The sequence below is a fragment of the Nitrospirillum viridazoti CBAmc genome (assembly GCF_000730165.1).
Lineage (GTDB): Bacteria > Pseudomonadota > Alphaproteobacteria > Azospirillales > Azospirillaceae > Nitrospirillum > Nitrospirillum viridazoti.
The window spans coordinates 1,290,784-1,313,559 of record NZ_CP022111.1; the positions used below are offsets into that span (position 1 = coordinate 1,290,784).

22 protein-coding genes are annotated in these 22,776 nt (G+C 68.4%); 14 read left to right on the forward strand and 8 right to left on the reverse strand.

Annotation, left to right across the window (positions count from 1 at the left end):
• Positions 1 to 176: 176 nt before the first annotated feature.
• Positions 177 to 752, reverse strand: a complete 576-nt coding sequence (locus tag Y958_RS18915; RefSeq protein WP_088873495.1) for an alpha-ketoglutarate-dependent dioxygenase AlkB — start codon at positions 750 to 752, stop codon at positions 177 to 179.
• Positions 753 to 936: 184 nt separating this feature from the next.
• Here Y958_RS18915 and cyoA point away from each other — a divergent pair, with 184 nt between their 5' ends.
• The 5 genes from cyoA (at position 937) to Y958_RS18940 (ending at position 7,095) form a co-directional block, all read left to right on the forward strand.
• Positions 937 to 1,803 carry a ubiquinol oxidase subunit II gene (cyoA, locus tag Y958_RS18920; RefSeq protein ID WP_088873496.1) on the forward strand — a complete coding sequence of 289 codons (867 nt, stop codon included), beginning with the start codon at positions 937 to 939 and terminating at the stop codon, positions 1,801 to 1,803.
• A gap of 24 nt (positions 1,804 to 1,827) precedes the next feature.
• Positions 1,828 to 3,822 carry a cytochrome o ubiquinol oxidase subunit I gene (gene cyoB / locus Y958_RS18925; protein WP_088873497.1) on the forward strand — a complete coding sequence of 665 codons (1,995 nt, stop codon included), beginning with the start codon at positions 1,828 to 1,830 and terminating at the stop codon, positions 3,820 to 3,822.
• Complete coding sequence (locus Y958_RS18930) at positions 3,819 to 4,472, forward strand: cytochrome (ubi)quinol oxidase subunit III (RefSeq protein ID WP_244909458.1); 654 nt, start codon at positions 3,819 to 3,821, stop codon at positions 4,470 to 4,472. The genes cyoB and Y958_RS18930 overlap by 4 nt, the downstream gene beginning before the upstream one ends.
• 1 nt (position 4,473) lies before the next feature.
• Positions 4,474 to 4,866: a cytochrome o ubiquinol oxidase subunit IV gene (gene cyoD, locus Y958_RS18935; protein WP_088873498.1), complete on the forward strand. Its 393-nt coding sequence runs from the start codon at positions 4,474 to 4,476 to the stop codon at positions 4,864 to 4,866.
• A 156-nt stretch (positions 4,867 to 5,022) separates the two neighbouring features.
• Complete coding sequence (locus tag Y958_RS18940; protein ID WP_088874089.1) at positions 5,023 to 7,095, forward strand: hybrid sensor histidine kinase/response regulator; 2,073 nt, start codon at positions 5,023 to 5,025, stop codon at positions 7,093 to 7,095.
• Positions 7,096 to 7,116: 21 nt separating this feature from the next.
• Here the strand turns inward: Y958_RS18940 and mce are convergent, their stop codons facing one another.
• Positions 7,117 to 7,536, reverse strand: coding sequence for a methylmalonyl-CoA epimerase (mce, locus tag Y958_RS18945; RefSeq protein WP_088873499.1), 420 nt, complete (start codon positions 7,534 to 7,536; stop codon positions 7,117 to 7,119).
• Positions 7,537 to 7,707: 171 nt separating this feature from the next.
• Between mce and Y958_RS18950 the strand changes: the two genes are divergently transcribed.
• From Y958_RS18950 to Y958_RS18985, 8 genes are all read left to right on the forward strand, one after another.
• Positions 7,708 to 8,721 carry an NADPH:quinone oxidoreductase family protein gene (locus tag Y958_RS18950; protein ID WP_088873500.1) on the forward strand — a complete coding sequence of 338 codons (1,014 nt, stop codon included), beginning with the start codon at positions 7,708 to 7,710 and terminating at the stop codon, positions 8,719 to 8,721.
• A 65-nt stretch (positions 8,722 to 8,786) separates the two neighbouring features.
• Positions 8,787 to 9,404 carry a TetR/AcrR family transcriptional regulator gene (locus Y958_RS18955; RefSeq protein ID WP_088873501.1) on the forward strand — a complete coding sequence of 206 codons (618 nt, stop codon included), beginning with the start codon at positions 8,787 to 8,789 and terminating at the stop codon, positions 9,402 to 9,404.
• A 111-nt stretch (positions 9,405 to 9,515) separates the two neighbouring features.
• The gene (locus tag Y958_RS18960; protein ID WP_088873502.1) at positions 9,516 to 10,196 is read left to right on the forward strand and encodes a type 1 glutamine amidotransferase domain-containing protein; all 681 of its coding nucleotides are present in this window, start codon (positions 9,516 to 9,518) and stop codon (positions 10,194 to 10,196) included.
• Between the two features lie 47 nt (positions 10,197 to 10,243).
• A complete protein-coding gene (locus tag Y958_RS18965) occupies positions 10,244 to 11,344 on the forward strand; it encodes an NADH:flavin oxidoreductase/NADH oxidase (protein WP_088873503.1) in 1,101 nt (366 codons plus the stop codon).
• A gap of 12 nt (positions 11,345 to 11,356) precedes the next feature.
• Positions 11,357 to 11,656 carry a putative quinol monooxygenase gene (locus Y958_RS18970; protein ID WP_088873504.1) on the forward strand — a complete coding sequence of 100 codons (300 nt, stop codon included), beginning with the start codon at positions 11,357 to 11,359 and terminating at the stop codon, positions 11,654 to 11,656.
• A 124-nt stretch (positions 11,657 to 11,780) separates the two neighbouring features.
• Positions 11,781 to 12,158: an ACT domain-containing protein gene (locus Y958_RS18975; protein ID WP_088873505.1), complete on the forward strand. Its 378-nt coding sequence runs from the start codon at positions 11,781 to 11,783 to the stop codon at positions 12,156 to 12,158.
• A gap of 72 nt (positions 12,159 to 12,230) precedes the next feature.
• Complete coding sequence (locus Y958_RS18980; RefSeq protein ID WP_088873506.1) at positions 12,231 to 12,512, forward strand: type II toxin-antitoxin system RelE/ParE family toxin; 282 nt, start codon at positions 12,231 to 12,233, stop codon at positions 12,510 to 12,512.
• Positions 12,513 to 12,524: 12 nt separating this feature from the next.
• Positions 12,525 to 12,833, forward strand: coding sequence for a HigA family addiction module antitoxin (locus Y958_RS18985; protein ID WP_244909459.1), 309 nt, complete (start codon positions 12,525 to 12,527; stop codon positions 12,831 to 12,833).
• Between the two features lie 62 nt (positions 12,834 to 12,895).
• Here the strand turns inward: Y958_RS18985 and Y958_RS18990 are convergent, their stop codons facing one another.
• The 3 genes from Y958_RS18990 to Y958_RS19000 are packed head-to-tail and all read right to left on the reverse strand — an operon-like array spanning position 12,896 to position 15,738.
• Positions 12,896 to 13,846 carry an electron transfer flavoprotein subunit alpha/FixB family protein gene (locus Y958_RS18990; RefSeq protein WP_088873507.1) on the reverse strand — a complete coding sequence of 317 codons (951 nt, stop codon included), beginning with the start codon at positions 13,844 to 13,846 and terminating at the stop codon, positions 12,896 to 12,898.
• 2 nt (positions 13,847 to 13,848) lie between these two features.
• Positions 13,849 to 14,598 (reverse strand): electron transfer flavoprotein subunit beta/FixA family protein, encoded by a 750-nt coding sequence (locus Y958_RS18995; RefSeq protein ID WP_088873508.1) that lies wholly within the window; start codon positions 14,596 to 14,598, stop codon positions 13,849 to 13,851.
• A 12-nt stretch (positions 14,599 to 14,610) separates the two neighbouring features.
• The gene (locus Y958_RS19000; protein WP_088873509.1) at positions 14,611 to 15,738 is read right to left on the reverse strand and encodes an acyl-CoA dehydrogenase; all 1,128 of its coding nucleotides are present in this window, start codon (positions 15,736 to 15,738) and stop codon (positions 14,611 to 14,613) included.
• Between the two features lie 146 nt (positions 15,739 to 15,884).
• Here Y958_RS19000 and Y958_RS19005 point away from each other — a divergent pair, with 146 nt between their 5' ends.
• The gene (locus Y958_RS19005; RefSeq protein ID WP_186291345.1) at positions 15,885 to 16,907 is read left to right on the forward strand and encodes an AraC family transcriptional regulator; all 1,023 of its coding nucleotides are present in this window, start codon (positions 15,885 to 15,887) and stop codon (positions 16,905 to 16,907) included.
• On the opposite strand, the gene Y958_RS19010 is transcribed toward Y958_RS19005, so the two are convergent.
• The 3 genes from Y958_RS19010 to Y958_RS32835 are packed head-to-tail and all read right to left on the reverse strand — an operon-like array spanning position 16,900 to position 22,772.
• Complete coding sequence (locus tag Y958_RS19010; protein WP_088873511.1) at positions 16,900 to 19,443, reverse strand: EAL domain-containing protein; 2,544 nt, start codon at positions 19,441 to 19,443, stop codon at positions 16,900 to 16,902. The genes Y958_RS19005 and Y958_RS19010 overlap by 8 nt on opposite strands.
• Positions 19,444 to 19,445: 2 nt before the next feature.
• Complete coding sequence (gene cheB, locus Y958_RS19015; RefSeq protein WP_088873512.1) at positions 19,446 to 20,504, reverse strand: chemotaxis-specific protein-glutamate methyltransferase CheB; 1,059 nt, start codon at positions 20,502 to 20,504, stop codon at positions 19,446 to 19,448.
• Positions 20,505 to 20,516: 12 nt separating this feature from the next.
• Positions 20,517 to 22,772, reverse strand: coding sequence for a hybrid sensor histidine kinase/response regulator (locus tag Y958_RS32835; protein WP_088873513.1), 2,256 nt, complete (start codon positions 22,770 to 22,772; stop codon positions 20,517 to 20,519).
• Positions 22,773 to 22,776: the final 4 nt, after the last annotated feature.

Here is a 22,776-nt window from a genome sequence, read left to right on the forward strand (position 1 = left end):
TCGGGACCCCGCGCGGGCGCGGCATCCGGGCCAAGGTAGACAAGCCGCGCCTGGGCGCAGTTTTCCCACCACACTATGAGGGCGCCGGACCCCTGGCTTGGCTGGCTGCGCCGCGTTTTGTCTTTTTCCGCCGCCTTTGCCGAAATCGGGAGTTAAAGGTTCATGTCACCACGGGCCTATGCCAGCGTGCGGAAGGTCACGGAATAGCGCAGGGCGTCGCCCTCGATGATGCTGTGCTCCCACACCGAGCGCGCTTCTCCCGCCAGCAGGTAGACCGAGCGGGGGGCCAGGGGGGCCGCGGCGCGGCGCCAATCGTCCGCCTCGCGCCGGCGGAAGCGCAGGGTGGCCGGGGACAGCAGCGAAACGCCCGCCACCAGGCCGAACTGCGGCTTGTCCCGGTGCCAGCCGATGCCGGCGCCGGGCGCGTATTCGTTGATCAGCAGCTGGCGGAAATCATCGGGCGCCACCCCGGCCCAGGCGGCGACCCGGGCGCGCAAATCCAAAAGGAAGGACGGCACGTCCGGCGCCGCCGCGACCGCGCGCCGGGCGTAGTCATAGCGATAGCCGAAGGACACCACCCGTCGGTTGGCCAGGTAGCCGTGGAACTCGAACGGCTTCAGCGGCAGCGCGGCGATGCCGGCCGCCAGCCAGCGCTCCTCTTCCCCATCGATCAGGTCGGGGGTGTAGCGGAAGCCCGGCGGATGGTCGCCGGATGGCGGCGCATCGGGGAAAAGGCTGGCCTGGATGGGCATGGAACGACGGTCCGGGAAAAGGGGCATCCATACGATATGGGCAGGGTGCGGCGTTTTTTCCCCGCATGGCCGGGGAACTAATGGGGCGGGGGGGCATTGACCCACCGCTTACCCCACTTCAAAGCACCCCCTGTCAAAGCAAGCTCCTGCCAAAGCAAAACCCCCTGCCAAACCAAGGAAAGCCATGGCCCGCCCCGCCACAGCCATCGCCTTGGCCGCCGCCCTGGGTGTGGCGCTGCCCGGCCTCGCCGGCTGTTCCGGCGGCATCCTCGATCCGCAAGGGCCGGTGGCCACGCAGGAACTGACTATCCTGTGGGACTCGATGGGCATCATGCTGGCCATCGTCATCCCCACCATCCTGGCGACCCTGGGCGTAGCCTGGTGGTTCCGCGCCGGCAACACCCGCGCCCGCTACCGTCCCGACTGGGAATATTCCGGCCGCATCGAGATGGTGGTGTGGGCCATCCCCGCCATGACCGTGCTGCTGCTGGGCGGCATCGGCTGGGTCAGTTCACGCGACCTGGACCCACCCAAGCCCTTGCCCGCCGACACGCCGCCGGTGACGGTGCAGGTGGTGTCGCTGGATTGGAAATGGCTGTTCATCTACCCCGACCAGAACATCGCCAGCATCAACCACTTGGTGGTGCCCGCCGGCACGCCGGTCAGCTTCCAGCTGACCTCCGACGGGGTCATGAACAGCTTCTTCGTGCCCCAGCTGGGCAGCCAGATCTACACCATGCCCCGCATGATCACCCGGCTGAACCTGCAGGCCGACCGGCCAGGCCGCTATTCCGGCATCTCCGCCCAGTTCAGCGGCGCCGGCTTCCCCGACATGCTGTTCACGCTGGAGGCCCTGCCCCGCGACGCCTTCGACAGCTGGGTCGCCAACGCCCGCGCCCAGGGCGAGGCGCTGGACGCCCCGGCGTACGCCCGGCTGACCCAATCCAGCCGGGCGGACCGCCCCCGCACCTTCCGCAGCGTGATGCCGGGCCTGTTCGACGCCGTCGCCAACCCCGGACACGACGACCCGCGCCTCAACGGCCACCCCTGAACAAAGACCCGAGAAGGATCGAGCATGTTCGGCAAGCTGAGCTGGAGCGCCATCCCCATCAACGAGCCGATCGACATGATCGCCTCGGGCCTCATGATCCTGGCGGTGCTGGGCGTGCTGGCCTGGGTGACGGTGAAGGGCTATTGGCCCTATCTCTGGCGGGAATGGCTGACGTCCGTCGACCACAAGCGCATCGGCGTCATGTATGTGGTCCTGGCCCTGGTCATGCTGCTGCGCGGCTTCACCGACGCGGTGATGATGCGGCTGCAGCAGGCCGTTTCGGTGGGGCCGGACGCCGGCTATCTGCCACCGGAGCATTACAACCAGATCTTCTCCGCCCACGGCACCATCATGATCTTCTTCATGGCCATGCCCTTCGTCATCGGCCTGATGAACTTCGCGGTCCCCCTGCAACTGGGCATCCGCGACGTCGCCTTCCCCACGCTGAATTCCGTCAGCCTGTGGCTGACCGCCTCGGGCATCCTGCTGACCAATCTCTCGCTGGTGGTGGGGGAGTTCGCGCGCACCGGCTGGCTGGCCTACCCGCCCTTGAGCGAGCTGAAATACTCCCCCGGCGTGGGCGTCGATTATTATCTGTGGGCGCTGCAGATCTCCGGCGTCGGCACGCTGCTGTCGGGCATCAACCTGGCGACCACCATCCTGAAGATGCGGGCGCCGGGAATGAGCTACATGCGAATGCCGGTGTTCTGCTGGACCGCGCTGGCGTCCAACCTGCTGATCATCGCGGCCTTCCCGGTCCTGACCGCCACCTTCGCCATGCTGCTGCTGGATCGCTATCTCGGCATGCACTTCTTCACCGCCGACGGCGACGGCAATCCGATGATGTATGTGAACCTCATCTGGGTCTGGGGCCATCCGGAGGTCTACATTCTGATCCTGCCGTGCTTCGGCGTGTTCTCGGAGGTGGTGTCCACCTTCTCCGGCAAGCCGCTGTTCGGCTACCGCTCCATGGTCGCGGCCACCATGGCCATCTGCATCCTGTCCTTCATCGTCTGGCTGCACCACTTCTTCACCATGGGCGCCGGGGCCAACGTCAACGGCTTCTTCGGCGTCATGACCATGATCATCGCCGTGCCCACGGGCGTGAAGGTCTACAACTGGCTGTTCACCATGTATGGCGGCCGGGTGCGCTTCAACGCCCCCATCCTGTGGTCCGTGGGCTTCATGGTGACCTTTGTCATCGGCGGCATGACAGGCGTGCTGCTGGCCGTGCCGCCGGCCGATTTCATCCTGCACAACAGCCTGTTCCTGATCGCCCACTTCCACAACGTCATCATCGGCGGCGTCGTGTTCGGGGTGCTGGCCGGCTATATGTACTGGTTCCCCAAGGCCTTCGGCTTCACCCTGGATGAGGGCTGGGGCAAGGTCTCCTTCTGGTGCTGGTTCGTCGGCTTCTACCTGGCCTTCATGCCCCTCTACTACCTGGGCATGCTGGGCATGACGCGCCGGCTGCAGCATTATGACAATCCGGGCTGGCAGCCCTGGCTGATCGTGGCAGCCGTGGGCGTCGCCTTCATCCTGGCCGGCATCCTGGCCCTGATCATCCAACTGGTGGTGTCCATGCGCACGCGGGAACGGCGGCGCGACCGCACGGGCGACCCTTGGCAGGGAAGGACCCTGGAGTGGTCGACGTCCTCGCCCCCGCCCGCCTGGAACTTCGCCGTGCTGCCCCAGGTGGAGCGGGAGGACGCCTATTGGCACATGAAGCGCCGGGCGCGCGAGGAACGGGCCGCCGCCGCCGAGGCCCTGGCCTATGAGCCCATCCACATGCCGCTCAACAGCCCCACCGGCTTCGTCACCGCCTTCTTCGCCGTCGTCACCGGCTTCGCCCTTATCTGGCATATCTGGTGGCTGGTGATCCTAGGCCTGGTAGGCGCGCTGATCACCACCCTGGTCTTCGCCTGGCGGGATGAGAGCGAATTCGAGATCGCGGCGGAGGAACTGGCCCAAGTCGACCGTGCCCACCAGCAGGCCTATTGGGCGGGGGACACGCCATGACCGCCACCACCACCGCCACCACCCTCGGCGGGCATGAGCCCCCGCACACCCACCACGGCATGCCCGCCAGCGCCAGCGCCGCCGGCCCGGCGCCCAAGCGTATCATCATCGCCTACGGCTTCTGGCTGTTCCTGCTGAGCGACATCGTCATGTTCTCCGCCTTCTTCGCAACCTTCGCGGTGTTGGGGAAGGCGACGGCGGGCGGCCCGACGGGGGCGGAGCTGTTCGATGCCCGGAACGTGGCGGTGGAAACGGCGCTGCTGCTGTTCTCCAGCTTCAGCTGCGGGATGATGTCCCTGGCCATGGACGCGCGGCATCGCGGCACCTTCTACCTGGGCGCCGCCATCACCTTCATCCTGGGGCTGGGCTTCCTGGTCCTGGAGATGCGTGAGTTCGCCAACATGGTCGCCCGGGGCGCCACCGCCGACCGCAGCGCCTTCCTCTCCGGCTTCTTCACCCTGGTGGGCTGCCACGGCGCCCACGTGGCGGTGGGCCTGCTGTGGCTGGGGGTCATGGTGGCTCAGGTGGCGGACAAGGGCTGGCGCGCCACCGTCCTGCACCGGTTGATGTGTTTCAGCCTGTTCTGGCACGCGCTGGACATCATCTGGGTGGCCCTGTTCACGATCGTCTACCTGATGGGAGTGCGCTGACATGGCGGACACCACACAAGAACACACCCATGGCGGTGATACGGCCCCGGGCGACAGCCGGGAAGAACTGCTGTCCAGCCTCAAGGCCTATGTCATCGGCCTGGCGCTGGCCATCATCCTGACCGCCACCTCCTTCTGGGCGGCCAGCACGCACGTACTGTGGCAACCGGGCGTGCCCATCGGGCTGGCCGTTCTGGCCGTGGCGCAGATGGGCGTGCACCTGGTGTTCTTCCTGCACATCACCACCGGCCCCGACAACACCAACAACGTGCTGGCGCTGGCCTTCGGCGTGCTGATCGTCTTCCTGGTGGTGGCGGGGTCGCTGTGGATCATGGCCAACCTCAGAGCCAACATGATGCCGCTGGAGATGATGGATCTGCATCACCAGCGTTGAACCGTCCGCCCCGGGTCTCTGTCTTTTGGGGAGGTATATCGTACCGCGACATGGACTTTGGTTGGCGATGTGGCCTCAACGTGGCCGTGACATAACAACAGTCTTAGGAAATTGGCATGATGGCGGGGAATGCGGGTGAACGGGACGCGGCGGCAAATGACGCAAGAAGCGGTACCGGTGTTCCTGAACGGCGGCGGCGAGCTGGCGGACCTGATCGCCGCCTATGACTGGGCCGCCACGCCCCTGGGCCCCCTGGACCGGTGGCCGCAAAGCCTGCGGACCACCGTGGCGCTTATCCTGCGCTCCCCTGTCCCCATCGTCACGCTGTGGGGGCCGGACGGCATCATGATCTACAACGATGCCTATTCCGTCTTCGCCGGCGGGCGCCACCCCATGCTGTTGGGCTCCAAGGTCCGTGAAGGCTGGCACGAGGTCGCCGACTTCAACGACCATGTCATGAAGGTTGGCTTGGCCGGCGGCACGCTGGCCTATCAGGACCAGGAACTGACCCTGCACCGGTCCGGCCGGCCGGAACAGGTGTGGATGAACCTGGACTACTCCCCCATCCTGGATGAGGCGGGCAAGCCCGCCGGAGTCATCGCCATCGTGGTGGAGACGACGGCCAAGGTGCGGGCGGAACGGACCTTGCGCGTCACCGCCGAGAAGCTGGCCCGCCTGAACGCCGAGCTGGAGGAGCGGGTGGCCGAGCGCACGGCGGAGCGCGACCGCGTCTGGCGCTTTTCCCGCGACCTGCTACTGGTGGTGGGGCGGGACGGCGTGTTCCGCGACGCCAACCCCGCCTGGAAGCCCATCCTGGGGCACGACCCCGACGACATCATCGGCCACGGCTTCCTGGAGGTCATCTGGCCGGACGACGCCCGCGCCACGGCCGCCGCCCATGAAAGCCTGCTGCTCGAAGGCCAGCTGCTGGGCTTTGAGAACCGCCTGCGCCACAAGGACGGCGGCTTCCGCTGGATCTCCTGGAACTCCTTCGCCGAGGGGGACGTGGTCTACGGCTACGGCCGCGACATCACGGCGGAGAAGCGGCAGGCCGACGCCCTGCGCCTGGCGGAGGCGCAGCTGCGCCAGGCCCAGAAGATGGAGGCCGTCGGCCAGCTGACCGGCGGCCTGGCCCATGACTTCAACAACCTGCTAACCGCCATCAGCGGCAGCCTGGAATTGCTGGACCAGCGCGTCCGCCAGGGCCGGCTGGGGGCCCTGGACCGCTACATGAGCGCGGCGCGCGGCGCCGTGGACCGGGCGGCTTCCCTCACCCACCGGCTGCTGGCCTTCTCCCGCCAGCAGACCCTGGACCCCCGGCCCACCGACGTCGGCCGCCTGGTGCGCGACATGGAGGACCTGGTGCGGCGCACGGCGGGGCCGGCCGTCGCCCTGGTGGTGGACACGCCAGCCGACCTGTGGACCACCCTTATCGATCCCAACCAGCTGGAAAGCGCCCTGCTGAACCTGTGCATCAACGCGCGCGACGCCATGCCCCAGGGCGGCCACATCACCATCGAGGCCAGCAACCGGGAGATCGATGAGGAAACAGCCCATGTCCAGGACATACCCGCCGGCCAGTTCGTCCTGCTGAGCGTCAGCGACACCGGCGTCGGCATGCCGCCCGACGTCATCGCCCGCGCCTTCGACCCCTTCTTCACCACCAAGCCCATCGGCCAGGGCACGGGCCTGGGCCTGTCCATGATCTACGGCTTCGTCCGCCAGTCGGGCGGCCAGGTCCGCATCCGGTCGGAGGTCGGGCACGGCACCACGGTGTCGCTCTACCTGCCCCGCCACGATGGCGAGGAGCGGGCGGCCGAAATGCTGGCCATCGCCCCGGCAGCACCCCGCGCGAAGCGGGGCGAGACCGTGCTGGTGGTGGATGACGAGCCCACCGTGCGCCTGCTGGTGACGGAGGTGCTGGATGAGCTGGGCTACACCACGCTGGAGGCGATGGACGGTCCCGAGGCTGTGCGCATCCTGGAATCGGACGCGGCCATCAACCTGCTGGTGACCGACATCGGCCTGCCCCAGGGCATGAACGGGCGCGAGCTGGCCGACGCCGCCCGGGCCCTGCGCCCGGGCCTGAAGGTGCTGTTCATCACCGGCTATGCCGAGAACGCCGTCATCGGCAATGAACGCCTGCCGCCGGGCCTGCATGTGCAGACCAAGCCCTTTTCCATGGAGGCCCTGGCCAACCGCATCAAGGGGATTTTGAGCGGAGGATAAGGAACCGGCCTCGACGTTTCTTCAGTGGTGATCGCCTTTCGGCGTCTCCATGAGTTCCACCAGCACGCCGCCCATGCTCTTGGGATGTACGAAGATGACGGGCGTGCCGTGGGCGCCGATGCGGGGCTGGCCCAGCACCGTGGCGCCCTTGGCCGCCATGTCGGCGGCGGCGGCATGGATGTCTGGCACCTCGAAGCAGACATGGTGCTGACCGCCCTGGGGGAACTTCTTCAGGAAGGCATGGACGGGCGAGGCCTCACCCAGGGGTTCGATCAGTTCGATCTGGCTGTTGGGCGTGTCGATGAAGCAGACGCGCACCCCCTGGGCCGGCAGATCGAAGGGCTCGCGAATCACCGTGGCGCCCAAAAGGTCGCGATAGACGGCGATGGCGCCCTCGATCGACGGTGTGGCGATGCCGACATGGTTCAGGCGGCCGATCATGCGTGGACACTCCCTTTTTCGAAAACCCGGCCCGCCAGCGCACTGCGCGCCGCCCGGCACGGCCGCGATCCTGGAAAGGGTGCGGGGACCGGTCAATATGAATGATGGACCGGCCCTGCCGCCTCCCCCACTCTGGTGCCCAATGAACGACAGGATCATGGGAGGACAGCGATGCGGGCTTGGCGCAGCCATCAGACGGGTGGACCGGACACCCTGGTTCTGGATATGGACCTGGCCCCGCCGGTGGCGGGCCCCGGCCAAGTGGTGGTCGCCGTGAGCGCCACGGCGCTGAACTACCCGGACCTGCTGGTCATCCAGGACCTGTACCAGGCCCGCCCGCCCCGGCCTTTCGCCCCCGGGCTGGAGATCGCCGGCCGGGTGACAGCCGTGGGCGACGGCGTCCAGGGCCTGGCGGCCGGCGACCGCGTCATCGGTGTGGTGCCGCATGGCGGCCTGTCGGAACAGCTGGCCATACCGGCATCGGACTGCCTGCCCCTGCCGGAGGGCGTGGATGACGCCGCCGGCGCCGCCCTGCGCCTGACCTATGGCACCAGCCACTACGCCCTGCGCGACCGCGCCAAGCTGGCGGCGGGGGAGACGCTGGTGGTGCTGGGGGCGGCCGGCGGCGTGGGCCTGGCGGCGGTGCAATTGGGCAAGGCGATGGGCGCCACCGTCATCGCGGCCGCATCCTCGCCGGAGAAAGCCGCCATCGCCAAGGACAACGGCGCCGACGCCGTGGTGGTCTATCCCGCCCGCCTGGACGACCCGGCCGCCGCGAAGGCCCTGACCGCCGACATCCGCGCCGCCTGCCAGGCCGTGTCCTCCAAGGGCGAGGCCGACGTGATCTACGACCCCATGGGCGGCGCCTATGCCGAGCCCGCCTTCCGCGCCCTGGGCTGGCGCGGCCGCTACCTGGTGGTGGGCTTCACCGCCGGCATCCCCAAGCTGCCCCTGAACCTGACCCTGCTGAAGGACGCCGCCGTGCTGGGCGTGTTCTACGGCGAATTCACCCGCCGCGACCCGGCCCTGAACCAGACCTACCTGCGGGAGATCATGGGCTGGCTGGCCGACGGCACCATCCGCCCCCACATCGGCCTGCGCTTGCCCTTCGACCGCGCCCCCGAAGGCCTGACCGCCCTGGGCGCCCGCCAGGCTGTAGGCAAGATCGTGGTGGAGGTGGGGTGAGAAAAATTGCATGGGCGTGATCGATGTCACTAGACGACTGGTCTAATCGTGTTTATATCGCGCCCATGATCGCCAAGCCCCACAGCATCGACGTGCGCCAGCACATCCTCGACACCGCCCAGCGCATCATCGGCGGCAAGGGGTTCGCTGCGGTTGGGCTGAACGAGATCCTGGGCGCCGCCAATGTGCCCAAGGGATCGTTCTACCACTACTTCGAGTCCAAGGACGCCTTCGGCACGGCCCTGCTGGAGAGCTATTTCGAGACCTATCTGGCTGACCTGGACCGGCAGCTGTCGGCCCCGGGCCGGCCGGTGGTCGATCGCATGCTGGCCTACTGGCAAAATTGGATCGACACCCAGGGCGACTGCGACGCCGAGGGCAAGTGCCTGGCGGTGAAGCTGGGGGCCGAGGTTGCCGACCTGTCGGAAGCGATGCGCGCCGTGCTGGATCGCGGCACCAAGGCCATCATCAAGCGCCTGGGCCAGGCGCTGGAGGACGGCATGGCCGACGGCTCGCTGAAGGTCGCAGGATACGCCTGCCCCACGGCGGAAACCCTGTACCAGACCTGGCTGGGCGCCAGCCTGATGGCCAAGATTTCCCGCAGCCCCGCCCCGCTGGAGGCCGCCATGCGCGCCACCCGCATCATGCTGCACCTGGACACTCCCTGTAGCCCCCATCCGTAACCACCGGCCTGACGGCGCGCCTTTCGCCGCTGATCAGGACGGCGTTTTCGTGACCAAACAACTAGACGACCGGTCTATTCAGGCCCATTGAACCTAAAGGAAGCGCAGATCATGAACATCCTGATGGTGCTGACCTCTCACGACCAGCTGGGCGACACCGGTGCCAAGACCGGCTTCTGGCTGGAAGAACTCGCCGCGCCCTACTACGCCTTCAAGGACGCTGGCGCGACGGTCACGCTGGCCTCGCCCCAGGGCGGCCAGCCGCCGCTGGACCCCAAGAGCGCCGACCCGGCCTTCCAGACCGACACCACCCGCCGCTTCGAGGCGGACGCCGAGGCCGGCCAGGCCCTTGCCCATACCCGCGTGCTGGCCGAGGTCGGGCATGAGGGCTACGATGCCGTGTTCTATCCCGGCGGCCATGGCCCCCTTTGGGATTTGGCCAACGACGCCCATTCCATCCGCCTGATCGAGAGCACCCTAGCGGCGGGCAAGCCGGTCGCCCTGGTCTGCCACGCCCCCGGCGTGCTGCGCGACGTGAAGGCAACGGACGGCACGCCCCTGGTGAAGGGCAGGCGGGTCACCGGCTTCACCAACAGCGAGGAAGAGGCCGTGGGCCTGACCCAGGTCGTCCCCTTCCTGGTGGAGGATGTGCTGAAAGCCAACGGCGGGCTCTATTCCCGCACCGGCGACTGGCAGCCCCATGCCGTCCAGGACGGCCTGCTGATCACCGGCCAGAACCCGGCCTCGTCCGAAAAGACGGCGGAGTTGTTGCTGGCGGCGCTCCGCCGCTGACCCCCCACGTCCAATCCCATACCTTTCCATTTCATCCGGAGTTTCGCATGCCCACCTTGTTCGATCCGCTGAAGATCAAAGACGTCGTGTTGCGCAACCGCATCGCCGTGCCGCCGATGTGCCAGTACAGCGCCACCGACGGCCTGCCCAACGACTGGCACCTCAGCCATTACGCCGGCCTGGCCCGGGGCGGCGCCGGCCTGGTGGTGGTGGAGGCCACCGCCGTGGCGCCGGAAGGCCGCATCACCCCGGCCTGCACCGGCCTGTGGAACGACGCCCAGGCCCAGGCCTTCGTGCCCATCGTCCGCGCCATCAAGGCGGCCGGGTCCGTGCCCGGCATCCAGATCGGCCATGCGGGCCGCAAGGCCAGCGCCAACCGCCCCTGGGAGGGCGACGACCACATCGCCGAGGGCGATCCGCGTGCCTGGGACACCATCGCCCCGTCGGCCGTCGCCTTCGGCGGCACCCTGCCCAAGGTGCCGAAGGCCATGACCCTGGACGACATCGCCCGGGTGCGCGAGGACTTCGTGGCCGCCGCCAAGCGTGCCCGCGACGCCGGCTTCGAATGGCTGGAACTGCACTTCGCCCACGGCTATCTGGCCCAGAGCTTCTTCAATCGCGACGCCAATCAGCGCACCGACCAGTATGGCGGCAGTGCGGAGAACCGGGGCCGTTTCCTGGTGGAGACGCTGGCCGCCGTGCGCCAGGTGTGGCCGGAGCCCCTGCCCCTGACCGCCCGCTTCGGCGTCATCGAGTATGACGGCCGGGACGAGGAGACGCTGGCCGAGTCCATCGCCCTGACCCGCCGCTTCCGCCAGGAAGGGCTGGACCTGCTGAGCGTCAGCGTCGGCTTCTCCACGCCCAAGGGCAACGTGCCGTGGGGGCCCGCCTTCCTGGCACCGGTCGCCGCCCGCGTGCGCAAGGAGGCCGGCATCCCCGTCTCCTCCGCCTGGGGCTTCGCCAACCCCGAGGTGGCCGACCGCGTGGTGCGAGAGGAGCAGCTGGACCAGGTGCTGATCGGCCGCAACCATCTGGCCAACCCGCATTGGCCCTATGCCGCCGCCCTGAAGCTGGGCGTGGAGCGCCCGGCCTGGGTGCTGCCCGCCCCCTACGCCCACTGGCTGCAACGCTACGCCGTCGAAGCTTAAGGAGAATTCTTAATGACTATTGCATTGATCGCCACCGTGACGCCTAAGCCCGAGGCCGTGGACAAGGTCGAAGCGCTGATGCGCGAACTGACCGGCCATTCGCGGACCGAGCTGGGCGCCCGCCGCTACGACCTGTTCCGTGGCACCGACGCCACGGTCCGCTTCCACGTGTTCGAGATCTATGCCGACGAGGCGGCCGTCGAGGCCCACCGCACCAGCCCGCACTACACGGCCTTCCGCGCGGCGGTGGGCGACCTGCTGGCAGAGGCGCCGGTGGTGGTCTCCGCCACCCCGGTTGACACGGCGGAATAAGCACCAGGGGATCGCGGCGGCCGGATCTTGGCCGTCGCGATCCCCACCATGCGCCAATAGGGGAACTTTCCGGTAAGATGGCGCCGTCATCGGCGCCACGGCGTCATTCTATGGAAAGCACCCCATGGGCATCACCCTGCGGCACCTGGACGGCCGCTATGCCATCGTCCAGTTCCCACCCGACACCCCTGTCCCCAGCTGGTGGGAGGGCGACGGCTTCACCGCCCTGGCCCGGGATGATGAGGAACTATCGCTGATCTGCCGGGAAGAGCGGGTGCCGCAAGACGTGAAGGCCGACCGCGACTGGGTGTGCCTGAAGTTCATCGGCCCCTTCGCCTTCGACCAGGCGGGCATCCTGCTGTCCGTCATCCGCCCGTTGTCGGAGGATGGCATCGGCGTCTTCGTCACCTCCACCTTCAACACCGACCATCTCATGATCAAGGCGGAGAACCGGGACCGCACCCTGTCCCTGCTGAGAGCGGCGGGGCATAGCGTATCATAACATGACACAGTTCCACTTGTTATGTGTATCGTTTCATGATACGTGAATAATCTCAATGAATGACTGGTTGCGATGATTAAAAGCACCAAGGGCAAGATCAGTGAGGCGGTGCTCACGGGCACGTTGACGAAAGGTTTTCCTGCGGACTTGGTGCGCGCGGCGCAGCGGAAATTGGCGATCCTTCACGCGGCGACCACCGTGGACGATCTGCGCGTTCCGCCCGGCAATCGCTTGGAAAAGCTGTCGGGAGACCGTGAAGGCCAGCATTCCATCCGCATCAACGATCAATGGCGCGTGTGTTTCCGCTGGGACGGCCAAGATGCCCATGATGTTGAAATCGTCGATTATCATTGAACGGAGGCACCTGTGACCATCGATGCCCTGATCGCCATGCGCCCCGTCCATCCCGGCGAAGTCCTACGGGAGGAGTTCATGGAGCCCCTGGGCCTGACAGCGGGCAAGATCGCCAAGGCCTGCGGCGTGCCCCGCACACGGATCGAACGGGTGGCGAGCGAACAGACGGAAATGACGGCCGATACCGCCCTGCGCCTGGCCAAGGCGCTGGGCACCACGGCGCAGTTCTGGCTGAACCTGCAGACCACGCACAACCTGGCCCGCGCCCATCAGAGCGTAGACCTGTCGGCCGTGCAGGTGTTGCACCACGCTGCGGAATAAAAATTTGGCCGGACGCCCTTGCGAGCGCCCGGCCAGTTCACGGTGTTATTCCTTGAAAAGGCTCAGACCTCGGCGGTCAGTTCCGGCACGGCCTTGAACAGGTCGGCGACCAGGCCGTAGTCGGCGATCTGGAAGATCGGCGCCTCTTCGTCCTTGTTGATGGCGACGATGACCTTGCTGTCCTTCATGCCGGCCAGGTGCTGGATGGCGCCCGAGATGCCGACAGCGATGTACAGCTCCGGCGCCACGATCTTGCCTGTCTGCCCGACCTGGTAGTCGTTGGGCACGAAGCCGGCGTCCACCGCCGCGCGGGATGCGCCCACGGCCGCCCCCAGCTTGTCGGCCAGGGCCTCCAGCAGGGGGAAGTTGTCGCCCGACTGCATGCCCCGGCCGCCCGAGACGATCACCCGGGCCGACGTCAGCTCCGGCCGCTCGGACTTCGATACCTCCTGGCTCACGAACTTGGACAGGCCGGCATCAGCAGCGCCAGCGGCGGCCTCGACGGCTGCGCTGCCGCCCGTGGCGGCCACCGCCTCGAACGCCGTGCCGCGCACCGTCGCCACCTTCACCGGGTCCGACGACTGCACGGTGGCGATGGCGTTGCCGGCGTAGATGGGCCGGGTGAAGGTGTCGGGGCTTTCCACGCCGGTGATGTCGCTGATCTGCGCCACGTCCAGCAGGGCCGCGACGCGCGGCGCCACGTTCTTGCCGAAGGTGGTGCTGGGGGCCAGCACGTGGCTGTAGCCGCCGCTCTTGACCAGGCCCACCACCAGCGGGGCCACGTTCTCCGCCAGGCCGTGCGCCAGCTCGGCGGCGTCCGCCGTCAGCACCTTGGCGACACCGGCGACCTTGGCCGTTGCCTCGGCCACGGCACCCACGCCCTGCCCCCCGTCACTGTATCCAAGCACCAGCACATGCACATCGCCGCCCAGTTTGGATGCGGCACCCAGGGTGGTCAGCGTCGGGACCTTCACACCCTCCACCGAGGGCTCAGCGATAACAAGAGTCGTCATGGTCAGATCACCCGCGCTTCGGTCTTCAGCTTGGCCACCAGCTCCTGGACGGAGCCCACCTTCACACCCCCGGCCCGCTTCGGCGGCTCCGCCACCTTCAGCGTCTTCAGGCGCGGCGTCAGGTCTACGCCCAAGCTGGCGGCGTCCACCGTCTCCAAGGGCTTCTTCTTGGCCTTCATGATGTTGGGCAGCGAGGCGTAGCGCGGCTCGTTCAGGCGCAGGTCGGTGGTCACCACCGCCGGCAGCTTCAGCTCCACCGTCTCCAGCCCGCCGTCGATCTCGCGAGTGACAGCAATGGTACCTTCAGCCGGCACCACCTTGCTGGCGAAGGTGCCCTGGGCCCAGCCCAGCAGGGCCGCCAGCATCTGGCCGGTCTGGTTGGCGTCGTCGTCGATGGCCTGCTTGCCCAGGATCACCAGGCCGGGCTGTTCCTTTTCCGCCAGCGCCTTCAGCGCCTTGGCCACGCCCAGCGACTGCGTCTCCACATCCGTCTGCACCAGGATGGCGCGATCGGCGCCCATGGCCAAAGCCGTGCGCAGCGTCTCTTGCGCCTGCGTCGGGCCCACGCTCACCACCACGATCTCGGTGGCCTTGCCCGCCTCTTTCAGGCGCACAGCCTCCTCAACCGCGATCTCGTCGAACGGGTTCATCGACATCTTGACGTTGGCCGTCTCCACACCCATGCCGTCCGCCTTCACGCGAACCTTCACGTTGTAGTCAACGACCCGCTTGACCGCGACCAGCACTTTCATCGCTCAAGTCCCTCAGAGGTTGCGGGAAATCACCAGCTTCTGGATGTCGCTGGTGCCCTCGTAAATCTGGCAGACGCGCACATCGCGATAGATGCGTTCCACCGGGAAATCATCGACATAGCCATAGCCGCCGAAGGTCTGGATGGCGTCGGAGCAGACACGCTCCGCCATTTCCGAGGCGAACAGCTTGGCCATGGAGGCCTCCTTCAGGCAGGGCTGGCCCGCCTGGCGCAGGCTGGCGGCATGCAGCATCAGCTGGCGCGCCGCCTCGATGCGGGTGGCCATGTCCGCCAGGCGGAAGGCCACGGCCTGATGCTCGATGATGGCCACACCCATGCTGGTGCGCTCGCGCGCATAGTCACGGGCAGCATTGAACGCCGCCTGGGCCATGCCCACGGACTGGGCGGCGATGCCGATGCGCCCGCCCTCCAGATTGGCGAGCGCGATGCGATAGCCCTGGCCGGGCTCACCCAGCATAGCCTCATGCGGCACCCGGACGTTATCGAACACGATCTGTGCGGTGTCGCTGCAGCGCTGGCCCAGCTTGTGCTCCAGCCGCGCGACGGTATAGCCGGGGGTATCGGTGGGCACCAGGAAGGCGGAGATGCCCTTCTTGCCGGCGGCCGGATCGGTGACGGCGAAGACCAGGGCCACGCCGGCGTTTTGGCCGTTGGTGATGAACTGCTTGGCGCCGTTGATGACCCAATGGTCGCCATCCCGCACGGCGCGGGTCTTGAGCGCGGACGCGTCGGAGCCCGCCTGCGGTTCCGTCAGGCAGAAGGCGCCCAGCATCTGGCCCGACGCCATGGCGCGCAGGTAGCGTTCCTTCTGCGCCGGGGTGCCGAATTTCAGGATGGGCGCGCAGCCGACGGAGTTGTGCACGCTCATGATGGTGGAGATGGCGCCATCGCCGGCCGCGATCTCCTCGATCGCCAGGACGTAGGACAGGATGTCAGTACCGGCCCCGCCCCATTCCTCAGGCACCAGCATGCCCATCAGGCCCAGCTCACCCATGGCCTTGAGCTCATCGGCCGGGAAGGCGCTGGTGCGGTCGCGTTCCGCCGCCCCGGGCGCCAGCCGTTCACGGGCGAAGGCGCGCGCCATGTCGCGCACCATGGCCTGTTCCTCGGTGATCAGCATGGGGTGCGTTTCCTCCTCGCTTTTGGCCGGTGCTTTTGGGCCGGCTTGCCAGTTGCGGCCACAGTAGACATGATCGATCCAATCTGAAATGACCAACCGGATCAAATCCGGTGATCGTTTTTGTCAATCTGTCGGGATGTCGTCGCGTGGATAGGATCCTCCAGGACAAGAACAGCGTCGCGCCCTATTTCGTGGAGGCGGCGCTGGCCTGCGCCACCGCGCGGGGCCTGGACGCCGCCCCCCTGCGGCGCAAGGCCGGGCTGGAGGACGTGCCCGCCGGCGCCCGCGTACCGGTGACGACCTACGGCACGCTGCTGCGCCTGCTGGCCCAGGTGACGGATGACGAGTTCTTCGGCCTGGACACGCGGCGCATGAAGATCGGCACCTTCTCCGTCATCTGCCTGCTGGCCCTGGGCGGCCGCGACCTGGGCCGGGCCTTGGACTTGGCCTGCCGTGGCTATAACAGCGTGTTCGACGGTATGCGGGTGGGCGTCCGCCGCCAGGGCCGCCTGGCCTGCCTGGAAATCCGCGCCACGCCGCCCGGGCCGCCACCGGCACTGTTCGCGCAGGAAACGTTGATGACCTACCTGCACGGTCTGGCCTGCTGGCTGGTGCGCCGGCGCATCCCCATAGCCGCCGCCGACGTCGCCCACCCCGCCCCGCCGCATGCGGAGGAGTACAGGGTGCTCTACAGCTCCACCCTGCGCTTCGGCCAGGATGCCGCCCGCCTGTGGTTCGACGCCGCCCTGCTGGCCCTGCCGGTGGCGCAGGACGCGCGCACGGCCGTCACCTTCCTGAACCGCGCACCGGAGAATTTCCTGGTACGCTACCGCAACCCGGACAGCTACGCCCGGCGCGTGGCCCAGATGCTGAGCCGCCAGCCGCCCGCCGCGTGGCCCGACTTCGACGCCGTGGCCCGCAGCTTGCGCTGTTCCCCCGCCACCCTGCGCCGCAGCCTGCGGCAGGAGGGGCGACCCTTCCAGGCCATCAAGGACGATTTGCGCCGCCGCGCGGCCGAGGCATCGCTGGCGGCGGGGACGGAACCCATCCCGGAGCTGGCGGCGCGGCTGGGCTTCGCCGAGACCAGCGCCTTCCACCGCGCCTTCCGCAAATGGACGGGCCAGGCCCCGGGCGCCTTCCGCGCGGCCAGCGGTGAACGCCTCAAATAAGCTTCGGGGCCGCCAGCAGCGCCTCGATCTCCAGGGCCGGCACCGGGCGGCTGATGAGGAAGCCCTGCATCTCGTCACAGCGCAGCAGGCGCAACAGCTTGGCCTGGTCCGCCGTCTCCACCCCCTCCGCCACCACCTTCAGGCCCAGGCTGTGGGCCAGCTGGATGATGGTGGACACGATGGTGGTGTCTTCCGATGTGGCGTCGATGCTGGAAACGAAGGCCCGGTCGATCTTCAGCGCCGTCAGCGGCAGGCGGGCGATATAGGCCAGCGAGGAATAGCCCGTGCCGAAATCGTCGATATAGACCTGCACGCCCATCTCGCGCAGGGCCGCGATCTTGGGGATGCAGGCCTGGATGTCACGCATCAGCACGCTTTCCGTGATCTCCAGATCCAGGCAGGCGCGCGCCGCCTCGTCCCGGTCCAGGCGGGCCCTCATCCCGTCCACGAAGTCATCGCGCGCCAGCTGCAGGGCGGAAACGTTGACGGCGATGCGCGGCGGCTTCAGCCCCTGGGCCCGCCAGCATTGGAAGTCCGTCACCGCCTGGCTCATGACCCAGTCGCCCATGTCGTGGATCAGGCCCAGCTCCTCCACCAGGGGGATGAACTCGGCCGGGCCCACGACGCCGCTCCCAGGCTCGTTCCAGCGGATCAGCGCCTCAAGGCCGGTGACGCGGCCGTCGCGCAGGTCGATCTTGGGTTGGTAGTGCAGCACATATTGCCGGTTTTCCAGCGCGGTGCGCAGCTGGGTTTCGCGCCGCAGGGCCTGGGCCAGGCGCTTGTTCATGCCCGTGGCGTAGAACAGCAGGCGCTCACGCGTGTCCTTGGCCTTCTTGAGCGCAATCTCCGCATGGGCAAACAGCGTTTCCCCATCCTCGGCATCGTCCGGAAACAAGGCCGCGCCCACGCGGGCGGACAGGCGCAGCTGCTCGCCGCCCGCCTGGATCACGGTGTCGAAGCAGGGAAGGATCCTCTCCCGCACCAGATGCGCGACGTCGCCCGCGCCCTTCACCTCCGGCACCAGCATGCCGAAGCAGTCGGCGCCGACGCGGCCCACTGTGTCGGTGAGGGGGGCCGCGACGGACAGGCGGCGGGCCACCTCGCGCAGCACCTCATCCCCGATGTCCAGGCCCAGGCTGTCGTTGATGCTGCGGAACCGCTCGACATCGACCAGGACCAAGGCCATCAGCCGCCGCTTGGCCCGCGCCCGCGCCACGTGCTGCGCCAGGCGGTCAGCGAACAGGCTGCGGTTCGCCAGGCCGGTCAGCCCGTCGTACAGCGCCAGGTAATCCAGGCGCAGGGCCTTGTGCAGGTGGTCCAGCGCGAAGGAGATGTTGCCCGCCATCTCGCGCAGCAGGGCCACCTCCTGCGCGTCGAAGCGGTCGGTCTCCATGGCCGACAGGACCATGACGCCCACGGAGGCCCGATCCACCACCAGGGGCAGCACCAGGGTGGTCATCCCCTCGATACACTCCACCGCCGCCATCGGCACCTGATCCTGCAAGGCGGAGGCAACGATGGTGTCCAGAGGGTGGACCGTCCTTCCCGGCGCCAAATCCACCTGCATCGGCGGCAGCGCCGCCAAGCTCACGCCGTCGGCCGCCACGGGAACCACCCGCCCCTCCTCGACCAGGCCGATCCACGCCTGGTGAAACTGGCCCTGGCCGGTGGCGATGCGGCAGGCGTCGGCGAACAGCTGGTGCTGGTCGTGCACGCGCACGATCAAGCCGTTGATGCCGCTGAGCACCGCCTGGGCGCGGGTCAGGCGGGCGATACGCTCCTCCAGCCGCAGGCGGTCGGTGACGTCACGGGCGATGCCCACCAGGCCGGTACCTTGGCCCTGTTCATCCACCACCGGCGCCACGGTGGCCGACACCCAGCGCTCCCCCAGCCGGCCCACTAAGTCCACCACCGGCTTGCCGGTCTGCAGCACCATGCGCTCTTGCGCCTCGACGGCCTCGGCCCGAACCGGGTCCAGGAAATCGCCCACCCGCTTGCCCAGGCAGGTCACGGGGCTTTCCACGCCCAGCTCACGGGCGGCGGCCCGGTTGACGCGCTGAAAGCGGTGGAGCCGGTCCTTGAAGAAGATGGCGTCCGGCATGCTGTCCATCAGGTGATGCAGCAGCCGCTGCTCCTCCAGCAGGGCGCGGTGCAGCTCGCAATGCTCCACCGCCTTGTCCACCACCCGCCGCAGTTCCCTCGGATCCCAGGGCTTGGTGATGTAGCCGAAGATCTGGCCCTTGTTCACCGCCGCCACCACGGCGTCCAGGTCGGAATATCCGGTGAACAGGATGCGCGGCGCGTCCGACAGGCGGCTGGCGATGCCCAGGAATTCATGGCCGCTCAGGCCCGGCATGCGCTGGTCGGAAATGATGGCCGACAGGTCGGACTCATGTTCCAGCAGCTTCAGCGCCGCCTTGGGCGAGGTCTGCAGCAGGACGCGAAAGTCATCCTCGAGCAGATCTTCCATGGCCGCCAGCACCTGGGGCTCATCATCGACCACTAGGATGGTTTTCGCGTCCTTGCTCTGGGCCATGGCTACTTTTCCTCCGCCTTCCGCGCCAGCGTGAGCAGCCGGGCGGCGATGTCACCCGGCTTCAGCACGGCGGTGGCGCCGCCCAGGGCGATGGCTGCCCCGGGCATGCCATGGACGATGCTGCTTTCCTTGTCCTGCGCGAAGGTGACCGCGCCCGCGTCGCGCATCTCACGCAGTTCCATGGCGCCGTCCACGCCCATGCCGGACAGCAGCACGCCCACGGCGCGCGCCCCGTGCACCCGCGTGACCGAGCGGAAAAAGTGCGACACCGCCGGCCGGGCGCTATTCTCCGGCGCGCCATGATCCAGCTTGATGGTCCCGTCGGCCCCCAAGCCCATATGGGCGTTGTCGGGTGCCAGGTAGAAATGCCCAGGGCGGGGCACGTCGCCCGCCTTGGCCACCTGCACCGGCAGGGCGGACCCGCTGGCCAGCCAGTCGGCGAAACCGCCCACGAACCCGGGGGAGATGTGCTGCACCGCCAGCAGCGGGATGGGAAAATCCGCCGGCAGGCCGGCCAGGATGGCCTGCAGGGCCACGGGGCCCCCGGTGGACGCGCCAATGGCGACGACAGCCGGGCGCGTGCCGCCTTGCAGGGTGGCTTCCGGCATGGGGCGGGCCACGGGTTCGCGGGGCAGCTTGGACGGGTTGGCCCAGCGCCGCACCACCTTGACCTCGGCCATCAGGCGCACCGTCTGCGCCAGCTCCGCCGCCTCTATGGCCTGGCGGGGATGGCCCACGCCCACCGGGCGGTGGACGAAGGCCACGGCGCCGGCGTCCAGGGCGCGGAAGGTCGCCGCCACATGGTCGCTCATGGTGCTGCTGACCACCACGATGGGGCAGGGCGTCTCTTCCATGATGCGGCGGGTGGCGGCCAGGCCGCCCAGGCGCGGCATGTGGATGTCCATCGTCACCACGTCGGGGCGATGGCGGGCCACCGCCTCCACCGCCTGCACACCGTCGACAGCGATGGCCACCACCTCGATGTCGGGTTCTCCCGACAGGATGGAAACCAGATATTCACGCAGCGTGGGTGAGTCTTCAGCGACAACGACCCGGATCATTAGAGGCTTTCCTTAGACCAAATGACTGACGATTTGCAGCAGGTTGCCCTGGTCGAAGCTGTCCTTGACCAGGTAGGCGTTGGCACCGGCATCAATTCCCCGTTCCTTGTCCTCGCGTGAGCCCAGCGAGGTGATCAGCACCACGGGCAGCTCGGCCAGCTTGGGGGTGCCGCGCACCTTGGTGGTCAACTCGAAGCCGCCCATGCGCGGCATTTCCACATCCGACACCAGAAGATCGAACTCCTCCCCGCCGGTCAGGGCGCCCCAGGCATCCACCCCGTCCACCGCGGTGCGCACCTGGTAGCCCGCCGCCTCCAGCAGGTTCTTGAACAGCGTACGTGCAGTGATGCTGTCTTCTGCAATCAATATGGACTTTTTTCGCGAGACGGCCACCATCGGTCGTGCGGTCGCGGGCGCCTGGGCCGCCCCCGCCAGCAGATCGGGGATGTTCAGGATCAGCGCCACCTCGCCCGTGGCCAGCACGCTGGCGCCGGTGACGTAGGGCGCCCGGGCCAGCTGCGGGCCCAGGCTTTTCATCAGCACTTCCTGCTCATCGCGCACGCGGTCGACGATGAAGGCGGTGGCCTGGCCGCCCCGGCTCAGCACCGCCACGGTATAGTGGCTGGGCGGCGCCTGGTTGCCGCGGGTGGGCGCCAGGCCCAGCACGTCGGCCAGCCGCACCAGGCCCAGGGTGCGGCCGTCCAGCACCACGGTCTCCCGGTTCTCCACCGTGGCGATGGCGCCCAGGGCCACGCGTGCCACCCGTTCCACCCCGCCGGTGGGCAGGATGAAGCAGGCGCCCTCCACCTCCACCAACACCCCGCGGAAGCTGGCCAGCGTCACCGGCAGGCGGATACGGAAGACGGTGCCCAGGCCCACGGTGGATTCCACCGCCAGGCCGCCACCGAGCCTTTCCACCTTCTCCTGCACGATGGGCAGGCCCAGGCCCCGGCCGGACACGTCGGTCAGCAGGCCGCTGGTCGACAGGCCGGACCGGAAGGCCAGCGCGCGGGCCTCATCGTCATCCAGGGCCGCCGCGGCCTCCGCCGACATCAGGCCCTGTTCCGCCGCCGCGTGGCGCAGGCGCGTCACGTCGAAGCCGCCGCCGTCGTCGGCGATGGCGATTTCCGCCCGGCCCGCCTCCGTCTGGGCGACGGTGATGGCCAGCGTCCCACGCGGGGCCTTGCCCTTGGCCTCGCGCGCCTCCGGCGGCTCGATGCCGTGGGCGATGGCGTTGCGCACCAGATGCAGCAGCGCGTCCTTCATCTCTTCCTGGATGCGGCGGTCGATCTCCAGGTCCCCGCCCCGGATGATCAGCTCCACCTCCTTCCCCTCGGCGCGGGCAAGGTCGCGCACCAGGGGGGCCATGGGGTCCAGCAGGGCGGACACCGGCACCATCAGCACCTGCTTGGCTTCATCCAGCAGGCTGTCCAGCATCTTGCCCAGGATGCGCAGATCCTGGCGGCCGGCATTGGCCAGCTGGGCGATGCGGCCGGACAGCCAGCGCAGGGTGTCGCCCTGCTGCTTCAGCAGGCGGGCGGCGGGGCTGTCCTCCGCCTCCTCCAGCCGGCGGCGGGCGCGCTCGTGCGAGCGCACGCGCTCCGCCACCTCCGATGCCAGCCCGCCCAGGTCGGCCACCTGCCGGCCGGCCGCCAGGCGGGCGGACACCAGCTCCTCGGCATGGCGCAGCAGCGTGTCGACCTTGGAGGTGGCGATACGCAGGGTGGGCCGGCTGCCGACGCGCGGCGCGTCCGCGGGGGTATCGGCCGAGGGGGTATTGGCCGGCGACCCCTCTTCCGCCGGGGGCGGGGCCGGCGGCTCCGTCCGGGCGGCAGGCTCGGGCGGCACGGCGGCCCTGGCCACCGGCTCCCGCCCCTCGGCATAGGCTTCCAAGGCCGAGACCAGGGCGTCCTGGTCGGGGCCGGCCACCACGCTGCCGTCCAGCAGGCCGCGCACCCGGGCGTAGCCTTGGTGCAGCAGGTCCATGCCGCCGGGGGTCAACGCCAGCCTGCCCCCCTTCAAGGCGGCGAAGACGCTTTCCATGGCATGGCACACGGCCACCACCGCGCCCAGGTTCACCGCGCGGGCGGCGCCCTTCAGGGTGTGCACCTCGCGGAAGGTGGTCTCCACCAGCTCCTGCGCGCGCTCACGCGGGGGCGACTGCTCCAAGGCCAACAGCCCGGCGGCGATGGCGGAGAGGTGCTCCTCCGCCTCCACCTCGAACATGGCCAGCAGCCTTTTCAGGAGCTGATCGTCCGACTGGCTCATGGGC

Excerpts from the sequence above, each read along its gene's own strand:
- Y958_RS18975 (WP_088873505.1), top strand. The coding sequence starts at position 11,781 with ATGGGCATCACCCTGCGGCACCTGGACGGCCGCTATGCCATCGTCCAG.
- Y958_RS18965 (WP_088873503.1), top strand. The coding sequence starts at position 10,244 with ATGCCCACCTTGTTCGATCCGCTGAAGATCAAAGACGTCGTGTTGCGC.
- Y958_RS19010 (WP_088873511.1), bottom strand. The coding sequence starts at position 19,443 with ATGGCCCAGAGCAAGGACGCGAAAACCATCCTAGTGGTCGATGATGAG.
- Y958_RS18960 (WP_088873502.1), top strand. The coding sequence starts at position 9,516 with ATGAACATCCTGATGGTGCTGACCTCTCACGACCAGCTGGGCGACACC.
- Y958_RS18955 (WP_088873501.1), top strand. The coding sequence starts at position 8,787 with ATGATCGCCAAGCCCCACAGCATCGACGTGCGCCAGCACATCCTCGAC.
- Y958_RS32835 (WP_088873513.1), bottom strand. The coding sequence starts at position 22,772 with ATGAGCCAGTCGGACGATCAGCTCCTGAAAAGGCTGCTGGCCATGTTC.
- Y958_RS18990 (WP_088873507.1), bottom strand. The coding sequence starts at position 13,846 with ATGACGACTCTTGTTATCGCTGAGCCCTCGGTGGAGGGTGTGAAGGTC.
- cyoB (WP_088873497.1), top strand. The coding sequence starts at position 1,828 with ATGTTCGGCAAGCTGAGCTGGAGCGCCATCCCCATCAACGAGCCGATC.
- mce (WP_088873499.1), bottom strand. The coding sequence starts at position 7,536 with ATGATCGGCCGCCTGAACCATGTCGGCATCGCCACACCGTCGATCGAG.
- Y958_RS18950 (WP_088873500.1), top strand. The coding sequence starts at position 7,708 with ATGCGGGCTTGGCGCAGCCATCAGACGGGTGGACCGGACACCCTGGTT.
- Y958_RS18980 (WP_088873506.1), top strand. The coding sequence starts at position 12,231 with ATGATTAAAAGCACCAAGGGCAAGATCAGTGAGGCGGTGCTCACGGGC.
- Y958_RS18940 (WP_088874089.1), top strand. The coding sequence starts at position 5,023 with ATGACGCAAGAAGCGGTACCGGTGTTCCTGAACGGCGGCGGCGAGCTG.
- cheB (WP_088873512.1), bottom strand. The coding sequence starts at position 20,504 with ATGATCCGGGTCGTTGTCGCTGAAGACTCACCCACGCTGCGTGAATAT.
- cyoA (WP_088873496.1), top strand. The coding sequence starts at position 937 with ATGGCCCGCCCCGCCACAGCCATCGCCTTGGCCGCCGCCCTGGGTGTG.
- Y958_RS18930 (WP_244909458.1), top strand. The coding sequence starts at position 3,819 with ATGACCGCCACCACCACCGCCACCACCCTCGGCGGGCATGAGCCCCCG.
- Y958_RS19000 (WP_088873509.1), bottom strand. The coding sequence starts at position 15,738 with ATGCTGATCACCGAGGAACAGGCCATGGTGCGCGACATGGCGCGCGCC.
- cyoD (WP_088873498.1), top strand. The coding sequence starts at position 4,474 with ATGGCGGACACCACACAAGAACACACCCATGGCGGTGATACGGCCCCG.
- Y958_RS18915 (WP_088873495.1), bottom strand. The coding sequence starts at position 752 with ATGCCCATCCAGGCCAGCCTTTTCCCCGATGCGCCGCCATCCGGCGAC.
- Y958_RS18995 (WP_088873508.1), bottom strand. The coding sequence starts at position 14,598 with ATGAAAGTGCTGGTCGCGGTCAAGCGGGTCGTTGACTACAACGTGAAG.
- Y958_RS18970 (WP_088873504.1), top strand. The coding sequence starts at position 11,357 with ATGACTATTGCATTGATCGCCACCGTGACGCCTAAGCCCGAGGCCGTG.